At 73.4% G+C, this 19,964-nt stretch carries 22 protein-coding genes; 11 read left to right on the top strand and 11 right to left on the bottom strand.

The features are described 5' to 3' along the window. Positions 1–54: 54 nt before the first annotated feature. Positions 55–933: an undecaprenyl-diphosphate phosphatase gene (locus MTF69_RS31665; RefSeq protein WP_243339659.1), complete on the bottom strand. Its 879-nt coding sequence runs from the start codon at positions 931–933 to the stop codon at positions 55–57. A gap of 48 nt (positions 934–981) precedes the next feature. Then, positions 982–1,719 carry a TVP38/TMEM64 family protein gene (locus MTF69_RS31660; RefSeq protein ID WP_243339658.1) on the bottom strand — a complete coding sequence of 246 codons (738 nt, stop codon included), beginning with the start codon at positions 1,717–1,719 and terminating at the stop codon, positions 982–984. A 49-nt stretch (positions 1,720–1,768) separates the two neighbouring features. On the opposite strand from MTF69_RS31660, the gene MTF69_RS31655 reads away from it, so the two are divergent. The 4 genes from MTF69_RS31655 to MTF69_RS31640 all read left to right on the top strand — a co-directional run bounded on the left by MTF69_RS31655 (position 1,769) and on the right by MTF69_RS31640 (position 5,855). Further along, positions 1,769–2,494, top strand: a complete 726-nt coding sequence (locus MTF69_RS31655) for a DNA alkylation repair protein (RefSeq protein ID WP_243339657.1) — start codon at positions 1,769–1,771, stop codon at positions 2,492–2,494. 316 nt (positions 2,495–2,810) lie between these two features. Next, complete coding sequence (gene tuf / locus MTF69_RS31650) at positions 2,811–3,989, top strand: elongation factor Tu (protein WP_243339656.1); 1,179 nt, start codon at positions 2,811–2,813, stop codon at positions 3,987–3,989. A 95-nt stretch (positions 3,990–4,084) separates the two neighbouring features. Continuing rightward, positions 4,085–4,996 carry a patatin-like phospholipase family protein gene (locus MTF69_RS31645; RefSeq protein ID WP_374324511.1) on the top strand — a complete coding sequence of 304 codons (912 nt, stop codon included), beginning with the start codon at positions 4,085–4,087 and terminating at the stop codon, positions 4,994–4,996. A 67-nt stretch (positions 4,997–5,063) separates the two neighbouring features. Beyond that, complete coding sequence (locus MTF69_RS31640; RefSeq protein WP_243339743.1) at positions 5,064–5,855, top strand: spermidine synthase; 792 nt, start codon at positions 5,064–5,066, stop codon at positions 5,853–5,855. Positions 5,856–5,983: 128 nt separating this feature from the next. Here MTF69_RS31640 and MTF69_RS31635 read toward each other — a convergent pair whose 3' ends face one another. After that, on the bottom strand, positions 5,984–7,297 hold the full coding sequence (locus tag MTF69_RS31635; RefSeq protein WP_374324509.1) for an MFS transporter: 1,314 nt from the start codon (positions 7,295–7,297) through the stop codon (positions 5,984–5,986). A gap of 70 nt (positions 7,298–7,367) precedes the next feature. After that, positions 7,368–8,429 (bottom strand): hypothetical protein, encoded by a 1,062-nt coding sequence (locus MTF69_RS31630; RefSeq protein ID WP_243339655.1) that lies wholly within the window; start codon positions 8,427–8,429, stop codon positions 7,368–7,370. Between the two features lie 95 nt (positions 8,430–8,524). Between MTF69_RS31630 and MTF69_RS31625 the strand changes: the two genes are divergently transcribed. The 4 genes from MTF69_RS31625 (at position 8,525) to MTF69_RS31610 (ending at position 12,867) form a co-directional block, all read left to right on the top strand. After that, positions 8,525–8,977 carry a DUF4442 domain-containing protein gene (locus MTF69_RS31625; RefSeq protein ID WP_243339654.1) on the top strand — a complete coding sequence of 151 codons (453 nt, stop codon included), beginning with the start codon at positions 8,525–8,527 and terminating at the stop codon, positions 8,975–8,977. A gap of 100 nt (positions 8,978–9,077) precedes the next feature. Further along, positions 9,078–9,227, top strand: a complete 150-nt coding sequence (locus tag MTF69_RS31620) for a DUF2191 domain-containing protein (protein WP_243339741.1) — start codon at positions 9,078–9,080, stop codon at positions 9,225–9,227. Between the two features lie 352 nt (positions 9,228–9,579). Then, the gene (locus MTF69_RS31615; protein ID WP_243339653.1) at positions 9,580–12,105 is read left to right on the top strand and encodes a beta-glucosidase; all 2,526 of its coding nucleotides are present in this window, start codon (positions 9,580–9,582) and stop codon (positions 12,103–12,105) included. A 60-nt stretch (positions 12,106–12,165) separates the two neighbouring features. Next, complete coding sequence (locus tag MTF69_RS31610; protein ID WP_243339652.1) at positions 12,166–12,867, top strand: DedA family protein; 702 nt, start codon at positions 12,166–12,168, stop codon at positions 12,865–12,867. Between the two features lie 69 nt (positions 12,868–12,936). Here MTF69_RS31610 and MTF69_RS31605 read toward each other — a convergent pair whose 3' ends face one another. Beyond that, positions 12,937–13,482: a gamma carbonic anhydrase family protein gene (locus MTF69_RS31605; RefSeq protein ID WP_243339651.1), complete on the bottom strand. Its 546-nt coding sequence runs from the start codon at positions 13,480–13,482 to the stop codon at positions 12,937–12,939. Between the two features lie 125 nt (positions 13,483–13,607). Here MTF69_RS31605 and MTF69_RS31600 point away from each other — a divergent pair, with 125 nt between their 5' ends. Continuing rightward, positions 13,608–14,366 carry a DapH/DapD/GlmU-related protein gene (locus tag MTF69_RS31600; protein ID WP_374324504.1) on the top strand — a complete coding sequence of 253 codons (759 nt, stop codon included), beginning with the start codon at positions 13,608–13,610 and terminating at the stop codon, positions 14,364–14,366. Between the two features lie 83 nt (positions 14,367–14,449). Here the strand turns inward: MTF69_RS31600 and MTF69_RS31595 are convergent, their stop codons facing one another. Together MTF69_RS31595 and MTF69_RS31590 are read right to left on the bottom strand one after the other, a co-directional pair. Continuing rightward, entirely contained in the window at positions 14,450–14,911 is a 462-nt protein-coding gene (locus tag MTF69_RS31595; RefSeq protein ID WP_243339650.1) for a hypothetical protein, read from the bottom strand. 175 nt (positions 14,912–15,086) lie between these two features. Continuing rightward, positions 15,087–15,956, bottom strand: coding sequence for a DMT family transporter (locus MTF69_RS31590; protein ID WP_243339649.1), 870 nt, complete (start codon positions 15,954–15,956; stop codon positions 15,087–15,089). Positions 15,957–16,071: 115 nt separating this feature from the next. On the opposite strand from MTF69_RS31590, the gene MTF69_RS31585 reads away from it, so the two are divergent. Further along, positions 16,072–16,653 (top strand): helix-turn-helix domain-containing protein, encoded by a 582-nt coding sequence (locus tag MTF69_RS31585; protein ID WP_243339648.1) that lies wholly within the window; start codon positions 16,072–16,074, stop codon positions 16,651–16,653. 43 nt (positions 16,654–16,696) lie between these two features. Here the strand turns inward: MTF69_RS31585 and MTF69_RS31580 are convergent, their stop codons facing one another. Both MTF69_RS31580 and MTF69_RS31575 read right to left on the bottom strand, forming a co-directional pair. Beyond that, positions 16,697–17,533 (bottom strand): HAD family phosphatase, encoded by an 837-nt coding sequence (locus MTF69_RS31580; RefSeq protein WP_243339647.1) that lies wholly within the window; start codon positions 17,531–17,533, stop codon positions 16,697–16,699. A gap of 144 nt (positions 17,534–17,677) precedes the next feature. Further along, positions 17,678–18,082, bottom strand: coding sequence for a CoA-binding protein (locus MTF69_RS31575; RefSeq protein WP_243339646.1), 405 nt, complete (start codon positions 18,080–18,082; stop codon positions 17,678–17,680). A gap of 112 nt (positions 18,083–18,194) precedes the next feature. Between MTF69_RS31575 and MTF69_RS31570 the strand changes: the two genes are divergently transcribed. Then, on the top strand, positions 18,195–18,821 hold the full coding sequence (locus tag MTF69_RS31570) for a YigZ family protein (protein ID WP_243339645.1): 627 nt from the start codon (positions 18,195–18,197) through the stop codon (positions 18,819–18,821). A 27-nt stretch (positions 18,822–18,848) separates the two neighbouring features. Here MTF69_RS31570 and MTF69_RS31565 read toward each other — a convergent pair whose 3' ends face one another. Together MTF69_RS31565 and MTF69_RS31560 are read right to left on the bottom strand one after the other, a co-directional pair. Then, on the bottom strand, positions 18,849–19,406 hold the full coding sequence (locus MTF69_RS31565) for an NAD(P)/FAD-dependent oxidoreductase (RefSeq protein ID WP_243339644.1): 558 nt from the start codon (positions 19,404–19,406) through the stop codon (positions 18,849–18,851). Continuing rightward, the gene (locus MTF69_RS31560; protein WP_243339643.1) at positions 19,403–19,777 is read right to left on the bottom strand and encodes an NAD(P)/FAD-dependent oxidoreductase; all 375 of its coding nucleotides are present in this window, start codon (positions 19,775–19,777) and stop codon (positions 19,403–19,405) included. The genes MTF69_RS31565 and MTF69_RS31560 overlap by 4 nt, the downstream gene beginning before the upstream one ends. Positions 19,778–19,964 lie beyond the last annotated feature (187 nt).

The raw sequence follows: 19,964 nt of genomic DNA, 5'->3' as shown, positions 1-19,964 counted from the left end.
TGCGATTCACGCGAAGCGGTGAGCGGGAGCCGGTCTCCCGCAGAAGAACGGGGCCTAGCCTGCCGACTCGCCGGCGTGGGGGCTGAGGACACCCATGCCGATCAGGACGAACAGCAGGATGCCGAGCAGCACCCGGTAGATCACGAACGGCATGAAGCTCTTGCTGGAGATGAACTTCATGAACCAGGCGATGACCGCGTAGCCGACGAGGAAGGCGACGACCGTGGCGAAGATCGTCTGGGGCCACTCGATGTGCCCGGGGTTCTCCATCACGTCCTTGATCTCGAACAGGCCCGAGGCCAGCACGGCCGGGATGGCGAGGAGGAAGGAGTAGCGGGCCGCCGCCTCGCGGGTGAAGCCCAGCAGCAGACCGCCGGAGAGCGTGGCGCCCGACCGGGACACACCCGGGATCAGGGCCAGGGCCTGGCAGAGACCGAAGATGAGGCCGTCCTTGACGCCCAGCTCCTTCAGGGTCTTGCGCTCGCGGATGGCGCGGTGCCGGCCGCCCTCCTCGTCGCGCGCGGCCATCCGGTCGGCGAAGCCGAGCACGAGGCCCATCACGATGAGGGTGGTGGCGATCAGTCGCAGATCGCGGAACGGGCCCTCGATCTGGTCCTTGAAGGCGAGGCCGAGGACACCGATCGGAATCGAGCCGACGATCACCAGCCAGCCCATCTTGGCTTCCTGCTCGGAGCGCAGCGCCTTCGTGTACAGCGAGCGGAACCAGGTGGAGATGATCTTCGCGATGTCCTTGCGGAAGTAGATCAGTACGGCGGCTTCGGTGCCGATCTGCGTGATGGCGGTGAAGGCCGCTCCCGGGTCGTGCCAGCCGGCGAACGCCGCGGTCAGCCGGAGGTGGGCGCTGGAGGAGATCGGGAGGAACTCCGTGAGTCCTTGGACGAGACCGAGGATGAGGGATTCGATCCAGTTCATGTCGGGGTGCGCTCGTCCTTGTGATCGTTGGGCAGTTCGGGTCCGATGCTAGGGCCCGTGGGGTGCCGCGGTGACCACAGGGGGGTGTACGGCCGTCAGTTCCCGCGCCGGCACGGGACGATCGGGCCTTCGTACGGGCGCCAGCCGGTGCCGCTTGCGCCAGGCGACGACGGCCGCACCCACCGCCGAGACGGCGATGAAGCCGAAGGAGGCGAGGAACGCGGGGGAGGTCGGCGAGGAGGCGCTGGCCCCCGCGATCACGTACGCGGCGGTGTTCGGGACCACGCCGATCGCGGTGGCGAGGAGGAACGGGAGCCAGCCGCAGCGGGACAGTGCGGCGGCGTAGTTGGCCATGGCGAAGGGCAGACCGGGGAAGATCCGGACCGCCAGCATCGAGCGGAAGCCGTGCCGGGCCAGCTGGTCGTCGGCCGCCTGCAGCCAACGGCCGCGGATCAGCGGACGCAGGGCGTCACGGCCCATCATCCTGCCGAGGCCGAAGGCGATCCCGGCGCCGATCACCGAGCCGCCGACCGCCGCGACCAGGCCGAACTGGGAGCCGAAGAGGGCCCCGGAGGCCAGGTTGAGCAGGGGGCGCGGCACCAGGGCGGCCGTGCACACCCCGTACGCCGCGGCGAAGAGCAGGACCGCGGTGCCCACCGGGAGGCCCGGGGGCCAGCCCTCCGACAGCAGGCGCTGGGGCTCGTACAACACGACGCAGACGCCGGCCGCGAGGAGCAGCACGACGAGCAGCGAGAGCCGCGTCCACGGCGCGAGGAGGAGGGACATTCCGGGAGACTAACCGACCCCCCTGTCCGAGCGCCGTAATCTGGGCCTCATGCAGTCGAACGACCGGCGGCCTCCGCGCGTTCCGCACAGCGACCTGGCCGACCTGTTGGTGGCGCGCCTCAGGGAGTCCTACGGCGCCGCGGCCGACGCGGGGCGGGCCGGGCCCATGGCCGCGTACATGAAGGACGTCTCGCCGTTCCTCGGGATCCCCACCCCGCTGCGACGCGAGCTGTCGAGGACCGTGACCAAGGACACCCCGAAACCGTCCGAAACGGACTGCGCGGCCCTCGCGCTGCGCTGCTGGGAGCTTCCGGAGCGTGAGTACCGGTACTTCGCCGTCGACTACCTGCGCCGGCACGTCTCCCGCTGCTCCTCCGGCTTCCTGCCCGTGGTCCGGCACCTGATCGTGACGGTCCCCTGGTGGGACACCGTCGACCTGCTCGCCGCGCACACGGTCGGGCCGCTCGTGGCGGCGGACCCGGCGCTCACCGCCGTCATGGACGAGTGGATCGAGGACGAGGACCTGTGGGTGGCCCGCAGCGCCCTGCTCCACCAGCTCCGGTACAAGTCCGCGACCGACGCCGGGCGGCTCTTCGCGTACTGCCGCCGCCAAAGCGGCCACCCCGACTTCTTCGTCCGCAAGGCCATCGGCTGGTGCCTGCGCGAGTACGCCAAGACGGACCCCGGCGCCGTACGCGCCTTCGTCACCGCCGAGCGGGAGTCGCTGTCCCCGCTCTCGGTGCGCGAGGCGCTGAAGAACACCGGCGGGGCGTAGGGCGGCGACCGCCTGACGGGCGCACACCAGGCGCGCCCCGGGGCAAGTCCCGCCCGGCGTCGCGAAATTCATTGGCCCCGGCGCAGACGGTCCGGCAGGATCGACCGCATGTCCAGGCACGCCTTCCCCGCAGCGCCGTCCGCAGTCGCGGACGCGCCGAAGGCTGCCGTCCCCGCACAGCTCGCCGCAGGCGCACCCGCATTCGGCGGCGCACGAAGCTGACCCTTCCCGGATCGTCCGGCGGACCCCACAGGGGGAGGGTCGGTTCGCTCAGGGGGTCCCGTATTTCCAGCTTCGGACCACACGGGAAGACATCATGGCCAAGACGGCCTTCGTGCGCACCAAGCCGCACCTCAACATCGGCACCATGGGTCACGTCGACCACGGCAAGACGACGCTGACCGCCGCCATCACCAAGGTCCTCGCCGAGCGCGGCGGCGCCTCCTTCGTGCCCTTCGACCGGATCGACCGGGCCCCCGAGGAGGCCCGGCGCGGCATCACCATCAACCTCACGCACGTCGAGTACGAGACCGACACCCGCCACTACGCCCACGTGGACATGCCCGGCCACGCCGACTACATCAAGAACATGGTCACCGGCGCGGCCCAGCTCGACGGGGCGATCCTCGTCGTCTCCGCCCTCGACGGGGTCATGCCGCAAACCGCCGAGCACGTGCTCCTCGCCCGGCAGGTCGGCGTCGACCACATCGTCGTCGCGCTGAACAAGGCCGACGCCGGGGACCCCGAGCTCACCGACCTCGTCGAGCTGGAGGTCCGCGAGCTGCTCACCGCGAACGGCTACGGCGGGGACGGCGCCCCGGTCGTACGGGTCTCCGGGCTCGGGGCGCTGGAGGGCGACCCGCGCTGGACCTCCTCGATCGAGGCCCTGCTCGACGCCGTGGACACGTACGTGCCCATGCCCGTGCGGTACACCGACGCGCCGTTCCTGATGCCGGTCGAGAACGTCCTGACCATCACCGGGCGCGGCACCGTCGTCACCGGCGCCGTCGAGCGGGGCACCGTGGCCATGGGCGACCGCGTCGCGCTGCTCGGCGGCGACGGCGCGGCCGTGGAGTCCGTGGTCACCGGGCTGGAGACCTTCGGGAAGCCGATGGAGTCCGCCGAGGCCGGGGACAACGTCGCGCTGCTGCTGCGAGGGGTGCCCCGCGACGCGGTGCGCCGCGGCGACGTCGTGGCCGCGCCCGGCAGCGTCGTACCGAGGCGCCGCTTCACGGCGCGGGTGTACGTCCTGTCCGCCCGGGAGGGCGGCCGCACCACGCCGGTGGCGACCGGCTACCGGCCCCAGTTCTACATCCGCACCGCAGACGTGGTGGGGAACGTGGACCTGGGCGAGGCGGGCGCGGCCCGGCCGGGGGACACGGTCACCATGACCGTGGAGCTCGGGCGGGACGTCCCGCTGGAGAGCGGGCTCGGCTTCGCGATCCGCGAGGGCGGGCGCACCGTCGGGGCCGGGACGGTGACCGAGGTCGGATAGCGGCCCGGTAGCGGGCGGGCGGTACCCGCTGTGGTGGCGGTGGTCGGCTTGCGCCAGACTGCCGTCACCACTGGCATGCGGGGAGGGAGCAGTTCGTGGAAGACGGCAGCGGCGGGAGCGGTAGCGGCGGGAGAGGCAGCGGCGGCAGCGGGGAAGGCAAGGGCACGGCTCTGGTGCTCGGCGGAGGCGGCCTGACCGGCGTCGGCTGGGAGGCCGGCATGCTCTACGGGCTCGCCCGCGCGGGCGTCGACCTGACCGGAGCCGACCTCGTCGTCGGGACCTCGGCCGGTTCCGTCGTCGGCGCGCAGCTGACCTCCGGACTGCTCACCCCGCAGGAGCTGTACGAGCGCCAGCTCGGCGACCCCGGCGGGGAGCTCCCCGCCAAACTGGGGGCCTCCCTGATCGGGCGGTGCGCCGTCGCGATGGTGCGCTCCCGCGACGCGAAGTCCTACCGGCGCCGCATCGGCGCCTTCGCGCTCGCCGCCGACACGGGGCCGGAGGCGGTGCGCCGCAAGGTGCTGGAAGCCCGGCTGGTGTCGCACGAGTGGCCCGAGCGGCGCCTCGTCGTCACGGCGGTGGACGCGCTGACCGGCGAGCTCGCCGCCTTCGAGCGCGGGAGCGAGGCCGGGCTGCTCGACGCCGTCACGGCGAGCTGCGCCGTACCGGGTGTGTGGCCGCCGGTGACCGTCGCCGGGCGGCGGTTCGTCGACGGCGGGATCCGCTCCGCGACCAACGCCGACCTCGCCTCCGGCTACGCGCGCGTGGTCATCCTCGCGCCGATGGCCGCGGGCGCCGGGCTGATCCCCTCGCCCGCGGCGCAGGCCGCACGGCTGCGGGAGGCCGGGGCGAAGGTGCTGCTGATCACCCCGTCCCCGCAGGCCCGCAAGGTTTTCGGACGCAACGTACTGGACCCCGCGCGCCGCGATCCCGCCGCGCGGGCGGGGCTGGAGCAGGCCGCGCTCCACGTGGAGCAGGCGCGCGAGGTGTGGGCGGCTCCGGGGGCCTGACAATGGTCCGGTGAGTGACGAACAGATCCCGGTGATCCGGGACGTGGCCCAGGGCACCGCCAAACTGATGCCGGACATCGACCGGGAGCGGGCCTGGCTGCTCACCGTGGACGGGGCGCCGCAGTCGTACGTGGACCTCGACGACCCGGAGCACCTGGAGTTCGAGTACGTACGCCGCCTCGCGCACGTCCTGGACTGCGTGGGCGAGCCGGGGGCCCCGCTGGACCTGCTGCACCTGGGCGGCGGCGCGCTGACCCTGCCGCGGTACGCGGCGGCGGGCCGGCCGGGGTCGCGCCAGGACGTGGTCGAGTTCGACGCCGGGCTCGTCGCGCTGGTCGGCGAGTTCCTGCCGGTGGCCGCCGGGAGCGGGATCACGGTGCACGTCGCCGACGCGCGGGCCTGGCTGGCCGGGGCGCCGGACGCGAGCGCGGACGTGGTGGTCGGGGACGTCTTCGGGGGATCCCGGGTGCCCGCTTCGCTGGCCTCGGTGGAGTACGCGCGCGAGGTGGCGCGGGTGCTGAGGCCCGGCGGGGTGTACGTGGCGAACCTCGCCGACGGGGCGCCGTTCGCGTTCCTGCGGGGACAGCTCGCGAACTTCGGGGCGGCCTTCGGGGAGTTGGCGCTGATCGCGGAGCCGGGGGTGCTGCGCGGGCGGCGCTTCGGGAACGCGGTGCTGCTGGCTTCGGAGCGGGAGCTGCCGGTGGCGGAGCTTTCGCGGGTGTGCGCGGGGGACGCGTTTCCGGCGCGGGTGGAGGTGGGGGCGGCCCTCGCTCGGCTGATGCGGGGGGCTCTGCCGGTGTCCGACGCCGATGCGGTGGCTTCGCCGGAGCCGCCGGAGGGGGCGTTCAGCCTCGGCTGAGGCGCTTGCCGGCCGCTGCGCGGGCGAAGTCCCCTACCCGCCCTTCGCCCGTTCCCCGGGGCTGCGCCCCGGAGCCCCCTGGGGCTGCGCCCCGGACCCCCCTCGGGCTCCGCCCCAGACCCCGCGCCTCAAACGCCGGCGGGGCTGGATTTGGCGGGGCTCGGTTCGGCGGGGCGGTGGGCGGCGGGCGGTTTGCGGGTCATGCGGCGGACGTCCGGGACCAGGAGGACGGCTGCCGTCACCACGACCACCAGGGCCGCGCAGCCCCAGAGGGCCGAGGTGCGGCCGATCGCGGTTTCGACCGGGCCGGCCACCGCCATGGCCAGCGGGAGCATCGAGAGCGAGCCGAACCAGTCGTAGGAGGAGACGCGGGAGAACATCTCCTCGGGGATCTCCTGGTGCATCGTCGTCATCCAGCTCACGCCGAACACCTCGATGGCGGCGCCGCTGACGAACATCACCGCGCACAGGCCCCAGACGGGGAGCGGCACCGCCAGCCCCGCGGAGGGGAGCGCCAGCGGGAACACGCACAGGGTGCCGGCCAGCAGCAGGCGGCGAGGTTTCCAGACCATCATCAGGACGGCCCCGCCGATGGTGCCGAGGCCGAAGAAGGCCAGGGCCACGCCCCACGGAGCCGCCCCTCCCAGTTGCTCCATGGCGACCAGGGGCCCGTAGACCGCTTCGGCGGCGCCGACGACGGCCACGACGACGGAGAACTGGAGCACGATGCTCCACAGCCAGGGACGGCTCCTGAACTCCACCCAGCCCTCGCGCAGATCGGACAGCAGGCCGCCGCCGGGAGCGCGTTCGGCGATGTGGCCGACGTCGAGGAAGGCGCGCAGGGCTCCGGCTGCGGCGAAGGCGGCCGCGTCCACGGCGAGCACCCAGCCGGGGCCCATGAAGGCGACCATGGCTCCGCCGAGGGCGGCTCCGCCGACGCCGGCGCCGTTCATCGCCATCCGGAAGAGGGCGAAGGCGCGGTTGGCCTGCGGGCCGGAGACGCTGGACATGAGCATGCCCGCGGCGGCCGGGTTGAAGAAGGCCGTACCGGTGCCGCACAGCGCCGTGAGCAGCATCATCTGCCACAGCTTCGGATCGCCGCTCAGGACGAGGGCGGCGAAGACGGCCTGCGAGAGGCAGTTGAGGGTGTTGGCCGCGACCATGACGTGGTGGCGGGGTATCCGGTCGGCGACCGCTCCGCCGATGAGGAGGAAGAGGACGAGCGGCAGCGTACGGGCGGCGGCCACCAGGCCGAGGTCGCCGGCGGTGCCGCCTGCCTGGCCGACCGCGAAGGCGGTCGCGATGAGCGCCCCGTGGCTCCCGAGGTTCGTGATGACCGCGGCACCCGTCAGCAGGGTGTAGTTGCGGCCGGCCCACTCGGGCCTCCGGCGCACGGAGGTCGGACGGCCGGTACCGGGGGAGAGGGAGGGGGGAGAGCTCACCCCCGGACTATCCCCGTCCCGGGCCGGGAATCCAAGCGGATTTCCGGCCCGGGAGGCAGGGCGTGGGAGATCAGCCCGCGTTGAGGCGGACGCTGCTCAGGATCTTCTCGTAGGTCTCCTTGCTCACTTCGCCCGGGACACCGGCGGCGCCGTAGAGGATCCAGGTGCAGAGGTCACCGTTGGCGGTCAGGAAGCTGAAGGAGACGGACTTGCCGTCGGAGGAGCACTTGTTCTCCTTGGGCAGGCCGCTGACGGTCGCGGTCGCCATGTGGCCCTTGAGTCCGGAGGAGGTCGTGTACTCCTTCGCCTCGGCGACCTTGGTGGTGCCCTTCGGCGCCTTCTGCGCGTACGCGGCGAAGGCCCAGTTGCCGGCCTCGTTGTACGCGGCCTCGGCGGTGCCCTTCGCGCCCATGCCGCCCTTGGTGCCGGTGGCGGCCAGTGAGGTCGAATCCTCCTTGCCGTCCTTGTCGGAGTCGACCATGCACCACTCCTCCTTGAGGATGGCGGGCGCCCCCATCATGACGATGGCCGTGCCGTCGTTCTTGGATTCGTCCCCGAAGCCGATGGACAGGCCCGAGGACTGGACGTCCCAGTCCGGCGGGACGTCGAAGGCGGTGCCGCGCTTCGGGTTGAGGACGACCTTCCAGCCGGGGATCACCGGCTTGACCTCGGCGCCGCCGCGCGGGTTGGCGCTCGGGCTCGCCGGGGCGGGAGCGGCGGAGGAGGCCGGGGCGGAGGGCGAGGAGCTCGGCTTGCCGTCCGCCTGGTTGGAGCCCTTGTCGTCCCGGGTCAGGACGAACGCCCCGGTGGCGGCGGCCGCCACGACGACGGCCGAGGCCGCGACGATGGCCACGGTCCTGGTCGCGAACGGGCTCCCGCCGCGCGGGGGCTGAGGCGGCGGGGTGCCGCCCCACTGGGGTACGGGAACGGTCGGGGGCTGCTGGCCCCACGCCTGGGGAGCGGGGGGCTGCTGCGGGTACCCGTAGCCGGGCTGCTGCTGCTCCCCGTACGCCGCCGTGGGCGGTTGCTGCTGGTACGGGTTCGGTGTTCCCGGCTGCTGCTGGTACGGGTTCTGATGCGCGTCCTGGGGGTTCGGTTCGCCCCCGGGCGGCTGCTGCTGTCCTGGCCACATGGCCGGTAACGATAGTGGGAGTGCGGTCGGGGATCCACGGCCGCCCCCGTGCGGGTATGGCCAACGCCTACTACTCGCGGGTAACATCGCGTCCCATGAGCGCTGAACAGATGAACGTGGGCGAACTGCTCGCCGCGACCGTGCCGATGGCCAAGACCCTGAACCTCCAGTTCGTGGAGACCACCCCCGAGCGTGCCGTCGTCCGGCTCCCGGACCAGCCGGACTTCCACAACCACCTCGGCGGCCCGCACGCCGGCGCCATGTTCACCCTCGCCGAGTCCGCGAGCGGCGCGATCGTCCTGGCCGCCTTCGGCGACCAGCTCTCGCGCGCGGTGCCCCTCGCGGTGAAGGCGGAGATCGGCTACAAGAAGCTCGCCAAGGGCGTCGTGACGGCCACCGCCACCCTCGGCCGCCCGGCCGCCGAGGTCGTCGCCGAACTCGACGCGGGCGGCCGCCCCGAGTTCCCCGTCACCATCGCCATCCAGCGCGAGGACGAGGCCGTGACCGGCGAGATGACCGTGGTCTGGACGCTGCGGCCGAACGCCTGACCCCGCTAGAGTCCCTCCTCCGACGACGGATGGAGGGGGTCCCGTGCCGGGCCGAGCCAAGATCAGCATCAGCCTCGACGCCGAGCTCGTGGTGGAGGTGATGGTCCTCGCCGGGATCGGTTCGCCCCAGGACGCCGTGGAGGCCGTCGTACGGGACTACGTCGAGCGCGGCCACCGCACCGAGGCGCGGGTCCAGCTCCAGGACGAGCCCCGGCGCGAGGCCGACCCCGGCGGGCAGCCGCAGGGCTGAACCCCGGCGTCTGCCGGGCTTGCGGGGGAGCCGCCTCGGGGCTGAACCTCGGCGTCTGCCGGTCGCGTGGGGGAGCCGCCTCGGGGTTGAACCTCGGCGCCTGGTGGCCTTGCGGGGGAGCCGCATCGGGGTTGAACACAGCGCCTGCCGGTCGCGTGGGGGAGCCGCCTCGGGGTTGACCCCGGCGTCTGCCGGTCTCGTGCGGGAGCCGCCACAGGGCTGAACATCGGCGTCGTGGTGGCGCGCCTGAAGCGGGCCCGCGCGGCGGTCGGCGCACAGTGGGCGGCGGGAGCGGTCCGGCGCGGGCCGCTCCCGCCACCTGACGCCGATGCCCACGCCGCAGGGAGCGCCCATGAGCGAGGCCGTGTCCAGGCGCCGTGCGATGCGCCTCCTCGGAGCGATGGGCGCGGCCCTCGGCGCGGCCGGCTGCGTACCGGCGCCGCCGCCCGGCACGCAGCCCCGTAAGGCCTCCGGCTCCGCGAGGTCCCCCGCCGCCGCACCCGCGGCCGGCCGCACCGCCCGGATCGACGCCCTGCTGGAGCGGCTCACCCTGGAGGAGAAGACCGTCCTGCTGCACGGCGGCCCGGACCCGGACCCGCTCGGCCAGGCCGGCTACGTGCCCGGCATCCCGCGCCTGGGCATCCCCGCGCTCCGCCTCGCCGACGGTCCGGCCGGCGTCCGCGTCGCCAGGCCCGCCACCGCGCTGCCCGCGCCGGTCCTGCTCGCCTCCGCCTTCGACCCGGCGCTCGCCCGCGCGTACGGGCGGGTCATCGGCCGCGAGGGCCGCGCGCTCGGCATCGACGTGCTCCTCTCCCCGATGGCCAACCTGATCCGCACCCCGTACGCCGGGCGGAACTTCGAGACGTTCTCGGAGGATCCGAAGCTGACGGCCGACCTGGTCGCCGAGGTCGTCCGGGGCATCCAGGACGAGGGCCTCATCGCCACCGTCAAGCACTTCGCGCTCAACAACCAGGAGAAGGGCCGCGACACCGTCGACGTGATCGCCGCCGGACAGACCCTCCACGAGACGGAGCTACGGGGCTTCGAAGCCGCCGTGGCCGCCGGGGCCGGCGCCGTGATGGGTGCCTACAACAAGGTCAACGGGGTCTACGCCTGCGAGAGCAAGCCCCTCCTCGACGAACTGCTCCGCGGGCGCTGGGGGTTCGACGGCTGGGTGATGTCGGACTGGAACGCCACCCACAGCACCGTCGCCGCGATCGGCGCGGGCCTCGACATGGAGATGCCCGGGGGGACCCATTACGGCGCCCCGCTCCGGGAGGCGGTGCGCGGCGGCTCCGTCCACGAGGGCACCGTGGACCTCGCCGTACGCCGGATCCTGACCACCCTGGACCGCGTCGGACTGCTCGCCGGGCACCCCGCCGCCCGGCCCGCCCGGGACGCCGCCGCCGGGGCCCGCACCGCACGGCAGATCGCCACGGCCGGAGCGGTCCTGCTGCGCAACGAGCGGGCCACCCTGCCGCTGACGGGACCCGCCGCCCGCTCCATCGCCGTGATCGGCCCCACCGGGCGGACCCCCTTCGTCGGCGGCGGCGGCAGCGCCCACGTGGTGCCGGACGCGGCCGCCGCCCCCCTCGACGAGATCCGGCGGCGGGCCGGGAGCGGCTCCACGGTGGGCTACGCGCTCGGCGAGGACCTGTACGGGCGCCCGCTGCCGGCGAAACTGCTGGCGCCCGACCCCGGCCTCGACGACCGGGCGGTGGCCCCCGGGCGCACCTGGGGGTTCCAGGGGACCTTCCGGCTGGCCGCCGACGACGAGTGGACCCTGCTCGTCCACTACACCGGGAAACGGCCTTCCGTCCGGCTCGACGGGGAGGAACTCTTCCCCGTACGGCAGGGCGTGGCCGAGCAGTTCGCCGGCGGACTGCTCGGCGCCGCGCCCGACGGCCGCACCGTGCGCCGCCGCACCCTCGCGCTCAAGGCGGGCGAACACCGCCTCGCCGTCTTCGCCGAGGGCGGGCCGAAGGGGCAGCGGCTGCGGCTGCGGCACACCACGAAGGCGACCCGGGCCGCCGACGTCGCCGAGGCCGTCAAGGCGGCCAGGGCGGCCCGCAGCGTGGTGCTGTTCGCCTACGAGGACGCCACCGAGGGCAGCGACCGCACCTCCCTGGGCCTCCCCGGCGGCCAGGCGGCGCTGATCGAGGCGGTCGCCGCGGCCAACCCGCGCACCACGGTGGTGCTCAACACCTCCTCCGGTACGACCATGCCGTGGCTCTCACGTACCGGAGCAGTCCTCCAGATGTACTACCCGGGCCAGGAGGGCGCGGCCGCCACCGCCGACGTGCTCTTCGGCGACGCGGACCCGGGCGGCCGCCTCACCCAGACCTTCCCGGCCGACGAGCGGGCGACCCCGGTCGCCGCCGACCTGATGCGCTACCCGGGAGTGGGCGGGCGCCAGGAGTACACCGAGGGGGTGCACGTGGGCCACCGCTGGTACGACCAGCAGCGGGTGGCTCCGCTGTTCGCCTTCGGGCACGGGCTCTCGTACACGTCCTGGGCGTACGAGAAGCTCGCCGTCCGGCCGGGCGGCGCGCACGGGAAGCGGAGCGGGCTGCGCGTGGAGTTCACCGTCCGCAACACGGGACGCCGCACGGGCACCGAGGTGGCCCAGGTCTACGTGGGCCCGTCCCCGGACCTGAAACTGGACCAGCCGGTCCGGGCGCTGGCCGGGTACCGGCGCCTGACCCTCGAGCCCGGAGAGACCCGGCGGATCGTCCTGGACATCGACGCGCGCACGCTGTCGTCGTGGGATCCGCAGCGGGACGCGTGGGTCCTGGGGACAGGCCGGCGGGAGGTGTTCGCGGGGCGTTCCTCGCGCGAACTGCCGCTGCGGGCAAAGGCTGTGGTGGCGACCGGATAGGCTGCCCGTTCGGCCCGCCACAGGGGGCGGGCCGGGCGGAGAACTCAGGAGGACGTACCGGTGCACATCCAGGAATGGCTGGAGACGATTCCGGCGGTCAGCATCTACCTCCTGGTGGGGATCGTCATCGGACTGGAAAGCCTCGGCATCCCGCTGCCGGGGGAGATCGTCCTGGTCAGCTCGGCGCTGCTGGCCTCGCAGCAGGGACACATCGACCCCGTGGTGCTGGGCATCTGCGCGACCACCGGGGCGATCGTGGGCGACTCGATCGGCTACGCGATCGGCCGCAGGGGCGGGAAACCGATGCTGGAGCGGCTGGGCCGGCGCTTCCCCAAGCACTTCGGGCCGGACCAGGTGGCCATGGCGGAGCGCTCCTTCGACAAGTGGGGCATGTGGGCCGTCTTCTTCGGGCGGTTCGTGGCCCTGCTGCGGATCTTCGCGGGTCCGCTGGCGGGTGTCCTGCACATGCCCTACTGGCGGTTCCTCATCGCGAACGTCCTCGGCGGGATCCTGTGGGCGGGCGGCACGACGGCCGTCATCTACTCGATCGGGATCGTCGCCGAGCCGTGGCTGAAGGGGTTCTCGTGGGTGGCCCTCGCCCTGGCCCTCGTCTGCGGGCTCGCCATGACCGTGGTGGTGCGCGGACGGATGAAGAAGGCGGCCGAGGCGGCACGGGCCGAGGCCGCCGCGCCGGATGACGCCCCGCACGCGGCGCCGGTGCCGGGGCAGGCCTCGGCCGCTCCGGCCGTGCTCACCGACTGAGAGGCCGGGTCCCCGCCCGGCCCGAGGGCGGGCGGGGGAGCAGCGGCGCGCACCGGGCGCCGGCGCACGTTACGCGCCCGGGGTCACCGAGGCGCGGTGCTGCTCGGCCAGTTCGGTGTACATGAGGGCGTTGACCTTGAGGCCCTCGCGCTCCTCCGCGGTCAGCTCGCGCCGCACCTTCGCCGGGACGCCCGCGACCAGCGAACCGGGCGGGACGACCATGCCCTGCGGGACCAGCGCCTGGGCGGCCACCAGCGAGCCGGCGCCGATCACCGCGCCGTTGAGGATCGTCGCGCCCATCCCGATCAGGCAGTCGTCCTCGACCGTGCAGCCGTGCACGACGGCGTTGTGGCCGATGGACACCCGCTCGCCGATGGAGACCGGGAATCCGGGGTCCACGTGCACGGTGCAGTTGTCCTGCACGTTGCTGTCGGCACCGAGCGTGATCGGACCGCAGTCCGCGCGGAGCACCGCCGAGTACCAGATGCTCGACCCCGCGCCGAGGGTGACGTCCCCGACCACGACGGAGGTGGGAGCGGTGAACGCCGTCGGATCGATCACGGGGTTCTTCCCGCCGACACCCGCCACGAGTGCCTGGGCCGCCTGCTGCGTCATGTGTTCTCTTCCTCTTCCAGTACGTCGTGTCGCGCTACCGGAACCGTAGGCCACGCCGTCCGCGCCCCCGGGGATGGGGTGAAGATCACGGCGCGGCCCGGGCCCCCGCGCGCTACGGTGACCCGGTGGCGAAGAACCAGAACACGTTCTCTTCTCTGACGGCGCTCTCCTCCCTGACGGCGCTGCGCCGCCGGCTCGCCGGGCGCGCGGTCCACGCGGGCTGGCGCTGGATGCAGCGGGCCGGCGCGGTCACCGCCCAGACCCCCGGAGGGCTGCGCTTCGGCGCGATCGGGCACGGCACCCGGCTCGCCTTCCCGCAGGGCACGGTCTTCGGCGCGCCCTGGATCCGGCTCGGAGACCACTGCATCATCGGGGAACAGGTCACGCTCACCGCCGGGATGATGCCCGACCTCGACCTCGGCGCCGAACCGGTCCTGGTCCTCGGCAACGGCGTGGTCATCGGCCGGGACAGCCACGTCATCGCCGACACCCGGATCACCATCGGCAACGACACCTTCTGCGGTCCCGGCGTGTACATCACCTCCACCAACCACAGCTACGACGACCCGCACGAGCCCATCGGCAAGCAGTGGCCGCGCAGCGCCCCGGTGGAGATCGGGCCGGGCTGCTGGCTGGGGACCGGCGCGGTGATCCTGCCCGGGGCGCGACTGGGCCGCAACGTCGTGGTGGCGGCGGGGGCCGTCGTACGGGGTGATGTGCCGGACCACGCCGTGGTGGCGGGGGCGCCCGCGCGGATCGTCCGCCGCTGGGACCCCGAGACGGGCTGGCAGCCGCCGCTGCGCACCCCGGCGCCGGTCCCGATACCCGACGGGGTGACCCCGGAGCAGTTGCGCGCACTGGCGGACGTGACCGAGCCGGAGTGAAGGCGGGGCCTGCTGGGCCTGCCGGGCCTGCGGCGACTCCCGCGGCCTGCCGCCCGGTCGCCGGGCAGCAGGGGGGGGGTGGGTCAGGGGCAGGTTTCTTCGAGTTTGACCGTGTTGAACACGATCTTTGTACCGATGGCGGTCTGCGTGCCGGCGGCGGGTGCCTGCGAGCAGACCTTCCAGTTCCGGTCGAGGACCTGCATGCGGCTCTGGCCGAGCGCGTCGGTGGAGCCGAGGAGGAAGAACCCCGCGGCCTGCGCGTTGTCCTGGGCCGTCTGCAGGACCTGACCGACGCCGTTGGGGACGGCGGCCCGGGCGGGCGCCGGCGCGGGGGCTGCCGGTGGCGTGGCAGCCGGCGCGGCGGGCTTGCTGCTCGCGGGAGCGGAAGTGGGGGCCGGGGCGGCGGCGGTGGGTGCGGTGGATGCTGCAACGGACGGCGGAGAGACCGGCTTGGCGTCGGGCTCGGGCTCGCTGGTGCAGCCGGTGAGGGTGAGAAGGCCGAGGCCCGCGGCGGCGAGTGCGATGGCGGTCTGGTGAGTGCGCATCGCGCCACTCTGTCCGGGTCACGGGGGCTGTGTGGTCCCTGTGACCGGTCTGTGACGCGCGGCCGCCCCGCGCCGGACACGGCTCGGGTTCCCACGGTGGTTCGACGACAGGCCCAAGGGCCTGTCGTCAAACTCCCGTCTGCCTCGGGCGACGACGGGAGTTTGACGGCAGGCCCTAGCCCGCCGCGAGGAGGACCGTGCCCGCCAGGGCCAGGCCCGCGCCCGCCGCCTGGACGGTGCGCAGGCGCTCCTTGAGCACGGCGAAGGCGGCCAGGGCGGTGATCACCGGGTAGAGGGAGGAGAGCACGGCGGCGGTGGTGACCGGGCCGTGCTGGGCGGCGATGGAGTACGTGCCGTTCGCCGCGACGTCGGCGAGGCCGACGAAGGCGAGCGCCGGCAGCAGCCCCCACAGGATCCGCAGGCCGCCCGTACCCGCCGGGAGGGCCGGGGCGCCGCGCCGGGTCCGCACCCACAGGGCCGTGCCGCCGACGGCGACGTTGGTGACGCGCTGGACGAACAGCGCGAGGAACAGGCCCGGCACGGTGGAGGAGGCGGGGGCGATCAGGGCCATCACCGCGCCGAAGCCGAAGGCCGCGACGAGGGTGAGGACGACGGCCTGCCGCTGTACGGGAGCGCCGCGCAGCTCGGGTCCGCCCGCGAGGACGATGCCCACGACGGCCACCGCGATCCCCGCGAGCTGGGCGGCGCCGGGCCGCTCGCCCAGGAGCAGCCCCGCGGCCATCGGCACCACCACGCCGAGGGAGCCGAGCGGGGAGACCACGCCCATCGGGCCGAGCGCGAGCGCCTTGTAGAAGCTGAGCATCGCGACCGGCCCCACCAGCCCCGCCCCCACCGCGAACCAGAGCTGCGGTCCCGCCTCCCGCCAGGCGCCGGTCCCCAGGACCACCGCGCCCAGCACGAGGACGGCGAGGATCTGGGAGGCCACGACCACCGTGAGCGCGGGTATGCGGCGGGTCAGCAGCCCGCCGCCGAAGTCGGCGAGGCCCCACAGGACGGTGGTGGCCAGGGCGAACAGGGCGGTCATGGCAAGCCTCGCAGTACAGTGCGTTGAACGGTGGAGTACACGGTGAAGTACAGCGCACGATAGTTCAGTGCAGTGAACCCTGTCATTCAATATCTTGTACGGAGTGGACGGAACGGTGTCTGATCTCGAACAGCTCACCCAGGCCCTCGGCCGCAACCTCAAGCGCTGGCGCGGGGAGCGCGGGTTCACGCTGGAGGCCCTCTCTGCCCGTGCGGGGGTGAGTCGCGGCATGATCATCCAGATCGAGCAGGCCCGTACGAACCCCAGTGTCGGCACGACGGTCAAACTGGCCGACGCGCTCGGCGTCAGCATCACCACCCTGCTCGACCACGACCGCGGGCCGCGGGTGCAGGTGGTACTGCCGGGGCAGGGGGTGCGGATGTGGTCCACCGAGGGCGGCAGCGGCGCGAGCATGCTGCTCGGCGACGACCGGCGAGGGCCGGTGGAGATGTGGACCTACCGGCTGGAGCCCGGCGAGGGGACCGCCTCGGACCCGCATCCGCCCGGCACCTTCGAGATGCTGCACGTCACGGTCGGGGAGCTGACGCTGGTCGTCGCCGACGAGACGTACGCCGTACCGGCCGGCGGGGCCGTCTCCTTCGAGGCGGACGCCCCGCACGCCTACCGCAACGAGGGGCCCGGTCCGATGGAGATGACGATGGCGGTCTCCATCCCGCCGGTGACCGCCCGGGCGTGACCGTGACCGGGGCGGAGGCCTGGTGCGGGGCCCCGCTGCGTGGTCAGCGCCGGCTCGCGACCCCCGGGCCGCTGTCGCGGCTCGTGTCGCGGCTCGTCTTCCCGGTCGTCTCCGGCGTCGCGCCCAGCACCGGGTGCGTCGCGATGAGGTCCTGGCAGACGGCCAGTACGTTGCGCCGGTCGGCCGTGATCCAGTCCCGGTCCATCGCCCAGCCCCGCAGCACCGGGTCCGGTTCGAAGGCGACGGCCAGCCCGACCTGCTCGAACACCTCGGCGTCGGAGGGGGAGTTCCCGATGGCGAAGGAGTTCCGGCGGTCCACGGGGCTGCCCTTGGTCGCGGTGCGCAGCGCCGCGCGCTTGCCGCCGGGCAGGGCCGGCGTGGTGGTGAGGGCTCCGGTGCAGCGGCCCCGCCGGAACTCGGCCCGCATGCCGTGGGCCTCGCCGATGCCCAGCTCCGCCGCCGCACGCCGGACGATCTCGTACGGGCTCCCCGAGATCAGTACCGTCCGCAGTCCGGCCGCGTGCAGGAGCCGTACGAGCTCGTCGGCGAAGGGGAGGATCTTCTTCCGGGCGGCCGGCCAGGCGGCTTCGGCGGCCCGCTCCACGTCGGTCCGGTCCGCGCCTTCGAGGGCCCGCGCGAAGTGGGCGTAGAAGGCGGCGGCGGTCGGGGCGTGGGCGGCCGCGTCCCCCGGACCGGCGTCCTCGGCGTCCCCGTCGTGGTAGCCCGCTATCGCGGCGAGCGCCGCCCGTCCGGCCGCCGGTTCGCAGACCCCGCCGGCGATGAGGGAGTCCACGAAGGGAGTCGCCAGCGAGCCTTCGGCCAGGGTCCCGTCGAGGTCGAGCACGGCGATGCGGGCGTGGCTGTGGGCATGACTGATCACGGTGGGGCTCCCTGGTCGGGGTCGGTCCGAGGTGCGCGGCAGACCCCGACGGGGAGGCGCGGTCTCAAGTATTCGTACCGTTTGGGCGGTTTGGATACTTGAGCCGCGTTGAAAGGGTTGAAGGCCCGGGAGACCCCGGCGGCCTCAGAGGGCGGGGATCTCGATCGCCGGGCAGCGGTCCATGATCATGTCCAGTCCGGCCGCGCGGGTGCGGTCGAAGGCGTCCTCGTCGACCACGTTCAGCTGGAACCAGACGGCCTCCGCCCCCTTCGCGACGGCCTCGTCGGCGACCGTGCCCGCCAGCGTGCTGTTCACGAAGACGTCCACCACGTCCACCTTGAAGGGGATCGCCTCCAGCGAGGGGTAGCCCTGCTCGCCGTGGACCGCCTCGGCCTTGGGGTGCACGGGGATCACGCGCTTTCCGTACCGCTGAAGGACCTCTGCCACGCGGTACGCGGCCCGGTCCCGGTTGCTGGACAGGCCCACCACGGCCCAGGTGTCGCCGAGCTCGGTGAGGATCTTGCGGATGGTTGCCGGATCGCCGTACACGTGTGCCGCCTCCTGCTGCTGGGTCCTGCTGCTCCTGCTGCGTCTGACCGCTGATTGCCGTCAGCCCGATCAACAGAAAGGACGCATGTCGGATTCCCCGTAGGGTGGACGGGTGAAGGCAGACCAGTACGTGACGGTGGCCCGTGAGGGTGTGCACGAGTCCGAGATCAACCGCTCGCGGTTCCTGTGCGCGCTCGCGCCCGCGGCGACCGAGCGGGAGGCTCAGGAGTTCGTCGCCCGGATCCGCAAGGAGCACCCCACCGCCTCGCACAACTGCTTCGCCTACGTCATCGGCGCCGACGCCTCCGTGCAGAAGGCCAGCGACGACGGTGAGCCCGGTGGCACCGCCGGGGTGCCGATGCTGCAGATGCTCACGCGCCGGGACATCCGGTACGCGGTGGCCGTCGTCACCCGCTACTACGGCGGCGTGAAGCTCGGCGCCGGCGGGCTCATCCGGGCCTACGGTGGGGTCGTCGGGGAGGCGCTCGACGTGCTCGGCACCGTCACCCGCCACCGCTACCGGCTGGTCACCGTCGCCGTCGACCACCAGCGGGCCGGCAAGACCGAGAACGACCTGCGCTCCACCGGCAGGACCGTGATCGACGTGCGCTACGGGGCCGCCGTGGAGATCGAGGTCGCCCTGCCCGAGGCGGACCTGCCCGCCTTCGCGGCCTGGCTCGCCGACAGCACCGCCGGGAGCGCCACCCTCACACCGGGCGGGGAGACGTACGCACCCTGAGTATGGGTGGGGGACAGGTCAGGGGGTTCAGCTCACCGGCTGGGCCGCCTCCATGAGCCGCGGGTCGGAGAAGAACGCGCCGGGCTTGGTGACGCCCGCGTTCACCCGGACGAAGCCGTCCATGGTGTCCTGGCTCTCGGCGACCTTGCCCAGGACCCGCTGCATCTCGGGCGGCGGAGGCTCGAGGGCCGCGAAGTCGGCGGTGAACTCGTGCATCTGCATGACCCGTTCGTCCCTCGCCTGCTGGTAGCCGCGCATGGCGTCGTCGAACGCCCTGCGGCCCGCGAAGGCGTCGTCCAGGGCCCGCGCGCACAACTCGGCGTCCTGGAAGGCGTCCTGGATTCCCTGGGCCGTGATGAAGTCCTTCAGGTATCCGGCGTCGCCGACCAGTGCCCACCCCGGTCCGTAGGGGACCCGGAAATGGTTCTCGACGGCGGTGCCGACCAGCCGTCCGGTGCTGGTGGCGGCGGCGATCCGGTCGGCGAAGGCCGGCGCCCGGTTCAGGGCCTCGTGGTAGCCGCCCTCGATGTCGGCGCGGTTCGCCTCGAAGTCCCGCATCGGCAGTCCGCAGATCACCAGGGTCACGTCGTCGGCCAGGCCGCGAAGGCGCGATCCCCGCGCATGTACGCCTCGAAGCCGCCGTGCATCGGCAGGTTCGCCCAGTAGGTGTAGTAGCTGACCTGGAGCTTCGGCTTCTCCGCGTAGCGGGGGGCGTCCACGGCGCGGGCGACCATCGAGTGGGCGCCGTCGGCGCCGATGACCCGGTCGAGCAGGCCCCAGCGCCGCAGGGCGGCGAGCCCGGGCGGGTGGATGAGGTGGGTGGAGAGCGTGTCGCTGGGGAAGGCCGCCCGGTCCACCACCAGCACCCGGTAGCCCTGGCGGGCCAGCAGCATCGCCGTGCTCGCGCCCGCGCAGCGGGCTCCCACGATCACGGCGTCGTAGCTCTTCGCGGTCATGCCGATCGCCTCCCCGAAGGGGCGGGGCTCCTTGTGTTCCACGGTAGGCGGCGGCGCTGGTCACCGCCCGCCACCGATACCGAGGTGAGTGGTGGATCGGAGCGCGGCATGCGTTAGCGTGGCAGGGGTCGACTGCGAGCCCTGTGCTGGTTCGTGCTGGTTTCAGAGGGGTAGTAGGGGTAAACGT

Origin of the sequence: Streptomyces sp. AP-93, from assembly GCF_022808175.1 — a bacterium.
GTDB lineage: Bacteria > Actinomycetota > Actinomycetes > Streptomycetales > Streptomycetaceae > Streptomyces.
This window is presented reverse-complemented; position numbering and strand designations above follow the sequence as displayed.